Here is a 6323-nt window from a genome sequence, read left to right as displayed (position 1 = left end):
CAGCGGACGCGCCGACCTCGCCCGCCGTCGCGGTCGGCTCCGGCCGCTGGATCCGGTTGCTCGCCTGCCAGCGGTCGCGCTGCTCGTGGCGCCACGCTCGCCAGCGCCGCACCAGGTCGCCTCGTGCTCCTGACACCGTCCGGCCGGTGGAACGTCGCTTCGTCACGCCCGCATTCTGTCTCAGGCGTCGTGGAACCGGTTGATCGCAGCCTCGTGTCGCGCCCGCAGCTCCGGATCGGTGACCCCGAGGCCCGCCTCCGGGGCGAGGGCCAGGACGCCGACCTTGCCCTGGTGCAGGTTGCGGTGCACGTCGTGGGCGGCCCGGCCGGTCTCGTCGAGCGGGTAGGTCTTGCTCAACGTCGGGTGGATCAACCCGCGCCGGATCAGGTCGTTGGCCTCCCACGCCTCGCGGTAGTTGGCGAAGTGCGAGCCGATGATCCGCTTGAGGTTCATCCACAGGTAGCGGTTGTCGTACTCGTGCACGAACCCGGACGTCGAGGCGCAGGTGACGATCGTGCCGCCCTTGCGTGCGACATACACACTGGCGCCGAAGGTCTCGCGCCCCGGGTGCTCGAAGACGATGTCCGGGTCGCGGCCGCCGGTGAGCTCGCGGATGTCGTGGCCGAAGCGCTTCCACTCCCGGGGGTCCTGGGTCTGCTCGTCCTTCCAGAAGCGGTATCCCCCGGCGTTGCGGTCGATGACCAGCTCGGCGCCCATCGCGTGGCAGATCGCGGCCTTGTCGGGGCTGGAGACGATGCACACCGGGGTCGCGCCCGAGGCAAGCGCCATCTGCGTGGCGTAGGAGCCGAGGCCGCCGCTGGCGCCCCAGACGAGCACCACGTCACCGAGCTTCATGCCGGCGCCGTTGCGCGAGACCAGCTGCCGGTATGCCGTGCTGTTGACCAGCCCGGGCGAGGCCGCCTCCTCCCAGGTCAGGTGCGCCGCCTTGGGCATCAGCTGGTTCGTCTTGACCACGGCCAGCTCGGCCAGGCCGCCGAAGTTGGTCTCGAAGCCCCAGATCCGCTGCTCGGGGTCGAGCATCGTGTCGTTGTGCCCGTCGGCGTGCTCGAGCTCGACCGACAGGCAGTGGGCGACGACCTCGTCGCCGGGCTTCCAGGCGTTCACGCCGGGCCCCGTGCGCAGCACGATCCCGGCCAGGTCGGAGCCCAGCACGTGGTAGGGCAGGTCGTGCCGGGCGGACAGCTCCGACAGCTTGCCGTAGCGCTCGAGGAAGCCGAAGGTGGGCATCGGCTCGAAGATCGAGGACCAGACGGTGTTGTAGTTGATCGCGCTGGCCATCACCGCGACCACCGCCTCGCCCGGCCCGAGCTCCGGCACGGGCACCTGCTCGACGTGCAGGCTCTCGCGCGGGTCCTTGTCCTTGCTCTCCCGTCCGGCGAACATCTCGGTCTCGTCCTTGTGGACCGTGACGGCGCGGTAGGAGTCGGGCAGCGGGAGCCCGGCATACGTCTGCTGGTGGCGGTCCCCGGAGAGGATGGCGTCGCGGATGTCCTTCATCGTCGTGCTCCTTGGCTGGAGGCGGCGGGTGGGCTTGCGGTGCCGGACAAACTACTGGCCGGTAGCGGCCTGGGGGGCGGTTTGAGACGACCGCCACACCGCGCGGTCAGGGCGCGGAGGCCGGCTGCACCAGCTCGACGAGCACGCCCCCGGCGTCCTTGGGGTGGATGAAGTTGACCCGGCTCCCGGCCGTGCCACGGCGCGGCGCGTCATACAGCAGCCGCAGGCCGCGCTCGCGCAGCGTGGCGCCGACCGCCTCGATGTCCTCGACCCGGTAGGCGACCTGTTGCACGCCCGGCCCGGAGCGGTCCAGGAACTTCGCGATCGTGGACTCGGGGGAGAGGGGTGCGAGCAGCTGCACGCAGGAGCCGGAACCCCCGACGGCCATCATCGCCTCGCGCACGCCCTGCTCCTCGTTGGTCTCCTCGTGGGTGAGGGTCATGCCGTAGGTGTCGCGGTAGAACGCGATCGCGGCATCGAGGTCGGCCACGGCGACGCCCACGTGGTCGATGGCGGTGAACAGGTCGGAGGTCATGGTCGAAGAGTAGGCGCGGCGCCCCCGGCTCGGCTGTGCCGATGGTCACGTCCGGTGGCAGGGCCCGGCGTGGATACAGTGGAGGTGAGCAGAGATCCTTACCCGTTGGAGGCCTTCGATCATGAGCGACACCGCCCCGTCTTCCGTCATCGTCGCCGGAGCACGCACCCCCATGGGGAGGTTGCTCGGCTCACTCAAGGACTTCTCCGGCACCGACCTCGGCGGCTTCGCCATCAAGGGCGCGCTCGAGAAGGCCGGTGTCACCGGTGACCAGGTCGACTACGTCATCATGGGCCAGGTGCTCACGGCGGGCGCCGGTCAGATCCCGGCCCGGCAGGCCGCGGTCAAGGCCGGCATCCCGATGACCGTGCCGGCGCTCACCATCAACAAGGTCTGCCTGTCCGGTCTCGACGCGATCGCGCTCGCCGACCAGCTCATCCGCGCCGGCGAGTTCGATGTGGTGGTCGCCGGTGGGCAGGAGTCGATGACGAATGCGCCGCACCTGCTGGAGAAGAGCCGGTCCGGCTTCAGGTACGGAGACGTCACGATGCACGACCACATGGCCTACGACGGGTTGTGGGACGTGTTCACCGACCAGGCCATGGGTGGCCTGACCGAGGACGCCAACAAGGCCGACCAGGAGTTCTCCCGCGAGGAGCAGGACGCCTTCTCGGCACGCAGCCACCAGCTGGCGGCCAAGGGCTGGAAGGACGGGCTCTTCGACGACGAGGTCGTCTCGGTCTCGATCCCGCAGCGCAAGGGCGACCCGATCGACTTCAAGACCGACGAGGGCATCCGGGCCGACACGACCACGGAGTCGCTCTCCCGGCTGCGCCCGGCCTTCCGCAAGGACGGCACGATCACGGCCGGCTCGGCGTCGCAGATCTCCGACGGGGCGGCCGCGGTGGTGGTGATGAGCAAGGCCAAGGCGCAGGAGCTCGGCCTGACCTGGCTCGCCGAGATCGGAGCGCACGGAGTCGTGGCCGGTCCCGACTCGAGCCTGCAGAGCCAGCCGGCCCACGCGATCGCCAAGGCCTGTGAGCGAGAAGGCATCTCGCCGACCGACCTCGACGTGGTCGAGATCAACGAGGCGTTCGCCGCGGTGGGACTGGCCTCGATCAAGGAGCTCGGCCTCGACGCCGACAAGGTCAACGTCAACGGTGGCGCGATCGCCCTCGGACACCCCATCGGTATGTCGGGTGCCCGCCTGGTCCTGCACCTCGCCCTCGAGCTGAAGCGCCGAGGCGGAGGAGTCGGCGCCGCCGGTCTGTGCGGTGGCGGCGGACAGGGCGACGCCCTCGTGGTCCGCGTCCCGAAGGCCTGAGGCAGGGATGGCGCGACCCGTCGACGTCTCGGCGCTCGTCGAGGCCGCGCGGGCCGGCTCACCCCGAGCCGTGGCCCGGCTGATCTCGCTGGTCGAGGACGCGCACCCGGCGCTGCGCGAGGTGATGTCCGCCCTCGCCCCCCACTCCGGCCGGGCGCACATCATCGGCATCACCGGCAGTCCCGGGGTCGGCAAGTCCACCTCGACCAACGCGCTCGTGGCCGCATTCCGGGCCAGGGAGCAGCGGGTCGGGATCCTGGCGGTCGACCCGTCCTCGCCCTTCTCGGGGGGCGCGCTGCTCGGCGACCGGATCCGGATGCAGGACCACGCCCTCGACCCGGAGGTCTACATCCGGTCGATGGCCAGCCGCGGCCACCTGGGCGGGCTCTCGTGGACGACCCCGCAGGCGCTGCGGGTGCTCGACGCCGCCGGTTGCGACGTCGTGCTCGTGGAGACGGTGGGCGTGGGTCAGAGCGAGGTCGAGGTTGCGGGGCTGGCCGACACGACGGTGGTGCTCCTCGCTCCCGGCATGGGTGACGGCATCCAGGCCGCCAAGGCAGGCATCCTGGAGATCGGGGACGTCTTCGTGGTCAACAAGGCCGACCGCGACGGCGCCGACGCGACGGTCCGCGACATCCGCCACATGATCAGCCTCGGCGACCGCACCGAGCCCGGGCTCTGGCGTCCCCCGGTCGTCAAGACCGTGGCCTCGCAGTCCGACGGTTTCGACGAGGTGATGGAGGCCATCGACAAGCACGTTGCCTGGATGGAGTCCAACGGCACGCTGCGGGAGCGCCGGGTGCGTCGCGCCGGCGACGAGATCGAGGCGATCGCGATCCGGTCGCTGCGTTCCAGGATGGGCGACCTGCGGCACGGCGAGGGGGTCGAGGCGCTCGCCGCCGACGTGGTCGACGGGCAGACCGATCCCTACACCGCGGCCGACCAGGTCGTCGACGCCCTCACCTGACCGAGGTCGCGCGCCGTCGCCCCAGGACGTCCTGCGAGGTGGTCGCCCGGTCGGCCACCGTGCAGGACGTCCGGCAGCGGGTGGTCGGGAGGGCGCAGGCGGCAGAGGCGTTCGAGCGCCCGCACGCCCAGCTCGACAGCCTGCTCGAATGCCGGATCGACCTGCGCAAGGACGACCCGGGGCAGCGGAACGAGGCCTTCGGCGCGTTCGAGGGGGACGAGATGGTCGGCGCCGCGATGACCTTTCTTCCGTTGCTCGACAACACCGACCTGATGTGGTTCATGGCGTTCGTCGAGCCGGAGCGGCGGCGGGCCGGCATCGGGTCGCTCTTGGTCGAGCACTGTGTGGACCGTGCGCGCGAGCTCGGGCGGCACAGCCTGATGAGCGACGCGTTATCCCGTGGCGGACCGGGAGGCCCATCCCTACCGCCGCTTCGCCGAGCGCCACGGCTTCGCGTTGGCCATCACCGAGATCGTGCGTGAGCTCGAGTTGCCTGTTTCGACAGGCCTGCTGGACGAACTGGCGGCTGAGAGCGCGCCGCACCACGCGGCATACGCACTGCAGACCTTTGCCGACGGGCTGCCGGACGAGCTGCTCCCGTCCTACTGCGCGGCGCAGAACCGGCTCGCGGTGGACGCGCCGATGGGCGACTTCGACCTGGAGGAGGAGAAGGCCACGCCCGAGATCGTCACCCGGCACCGCGGTCAAGGTGCGCAACCTGATCGAGTTCCAGCGGCGCTTCCCCGGCAGCTACCGCGTGCAGACGGGCAACTCGGAGGTCAACCGCTACATGGTGTCGATCAACGAACGGCTGGGGTTCCGGGTGGTCGAGCTCTGCGCCGAGTTCAAGCGGGTGCTCTCGCCGGACGGCTGAGTGCACGACACGTCGTGTGGATATCTCCCTGACAGACACGATGTTCGGGTTGATACTTGCCACGCTCATGTGGAAGGCGATCCGGTACCGACGAGCGCAGGCCCTGGTGATCGCGGCGCTCTCGGCGCTGATCACCGCCTGCGCCGTCTTCGCACCCCTCTACGACCGGGCACTCCAACAGTCACTGGTCGGCGCCCGGCTGGCGCACGACCCGGTGCAGGTCAGCGGGTTGCGGCTGACCTCCTCACCTTCGACGGACGCGCCCATGGCGTCCTCGCCGGAACAGCTCGGGGCGCAGGTGCGCGGTCGCCTGCGCACCGCCTTCCTCCCGCCACAGCCGAGTGTGACCCTCTCCGCCGACGCGCGGTCGCCGAAGGGCGTGGCCCTGTCGGCGGAGGTGCTGTGGCGGCGGGGGATGTGCGAGCACGTGAGGTTCACCTCGGGCCGGTGTCCCACCTCGGCCGGTGAGGTGGCGGTGAGTTCCGTGGACGCGAAGAGCTGGCACTGGCGGGTGGGCGAGCAGATCCCGCTCACCCCGCCCCGGTCCACGACTCCGACGACGCAACCGCCCACGAACACGTCGGTCCGGATCACTGGGGTCTTCCAACAGCGGCGCGGTGACTACTGGTACGGCACATCATTGACCGGGTGGTCCGGGGCGCAGGACCCCGACTCAGGAAGTGTCCGAACCGACCGGATCCTCACGGCGCGGGCCACGACCGTCACCGACTGGGCGCACCAGAACCCGACGCTGGACCTCAGCAGCCAGATGGACTTCCCGCTACGCAAGGACGTCGTCGGCATCGACCGGCTGATGGACCTGGGGCCGCAGGTGGACGCGCTGACGGCCCGGATCGCGCCCGAGGTCTCCAGCCCGGGGCTGCCGACCGTCACCGTCTACTCGGGGCTGTCCGCGCTGGCCCAGGAGATGCGTCACGAGCGCGACCAGGCCGCGCAGATCGTGCCCATGCTGATGGTGCAGCTGGCGCTGCTCGCTCTGGTCGTGCTGTGGCTGGTGCTCGGGGCGGTCGTGGAGCAGCGGCGACCCGAGGTGGCGCTGGCCCGGTTGCGCGGCCGAGGCACCAGCGGGGCGCGCCGGCTGGTG

The 6323-nt window shown here is 70.7% G+C and carries 7 protein-coding genes; 5 read left to right on the top strand and 2 right to left on the bottom strand.

Annotated elements, in window-relative coordinates:
• Positions 1–180: 180 nt before the first annotated feature.
• On the bottom strand, positions 181–1518 hold the full coding sequence (gene ccrA, locus FRW57_RS15650) for a crotonyl-CoA carboxylase/reductase (protein WP_137122847.1): 1338 nt from the start codon (positions 1516–1518) through the stop codon (positions 181–183).
• A gap of 106 nt (positions 1519–1624) precedes the next feature.
• Entirely contained in the window at positions 1625–2053 is a 429-nt protein-coding gene (mce, locus tag FRW57_RS15645; protein ID WP_137122848.1) for a methylmalonyl-CoA epimerase, read from the bottom strand.
• 121 nt (positions 2054–2174) lie between these two features.
• Between mce and FRW57_RS15640 the strand changes: the two genes are divergently transcribed.
• The 5 genes from FRW57_RS15640 to FRW57_RS15625 form a co-directional block, all read left to right on the top strand.
• Positions 2175–3377: an acetyl-CoA C-acetyltransferase gene (locus FRW57_RS15640; RefSeq protein ID WP_137122849.1), complete on the top strand. Its 1203-nt coding sequence runs from the start codon at positions 2175–2177 to the stop codon at positions 3375–3377.
• A 7-nt stretch (positions 3378–3384) separates the two neighbouring features.
• Positions 3385–4344 carry a methylmalonyl Co-A mutase-associated GTPase MeaB gene (meaB, locus tag FRW57_RS15635; RefSeq protein WP_137122850.1) on the top strand — a complete coding sequence of 320 codons (960 nt, stop codon included), beginning with the start codon at positions 3385–3387 and terminating at the stop codon, positions 4342–4344.
• Between the two features lie 38 nt (positions 4345–4382).
• A complete protein-coding gene (locus tag FRW57_RS15630; RefSeq protein ID WP_162308249.1) occupies positions 4383–4826 on the top strand; it encodes a GNAT family N-acetyltransferase in 444 nt (147 codons plus the stop codon).
• Between the two features lie 227 nt (positions 4827–5053).
• Positions 5054–5218, top strand: a complete 165-nt coding sequence (locus tag FRW57_RS23325) for a hypothetical protein (protein ID WP_162308250.1) — start codon at positions 5054–5056, stop codon at positions 5216–5218.
• Positions 5219–5267: 49 nt separating this feature from the next.
• On the top strand, positions 5268–6323 hold a 1056-nt coding region (locus tag FRW57_RS15625; RefSeq protein ID WP_203230356.1), incomplete at its 3' end, for a hypothetical protein.

This window comes from Segeticoccus rhizosphaerae (assembly GCF_009192725.1).
In the GTDB taxonomy this organism is placed as follows: Bacteria; Actinomycetota; Actinomycetes; order Actinomycetales; family Dermatophilaceae; genus Segeticoccus; species Segeticoccus rhizosphaerae.
This window is presented reverse-complemented; position numbering and strand designations above follow the sequence as displayed.

What these genes read in the sequence shown, in the direction of transcription:
- mce (WP_137122848.1), bottom strand. Translation starts at nt 2,053, where the DNA reads ATGACCTCCGACCTGTTCACCGCCATCGACCACGTGGGCGTCGCCGTG.
- FRW57_RS15640 (WP_137122849.1), top strand. Translation starts at nt 2,175, where the DNA reads ATGAGCGACACCGCCCCGTCTTCCGTCATCGTCGCCGGAGCACGCACC.
- meaB (WP_137122850.1), top strand. Translation starts at nt 3,385, where the DNA reads ATGGCGCGACCCGTCGACGTCTCGGCGCTCGTCGAGGCCGCGCGGGCC.
- ccrA (WP_137122847.1), bottom strand. Translation starts at nt 1,518, where the DNA reads ATGAAGGACATCCGCGACGCCATCCTCTCCGGGGACCGCCACCAGCAG.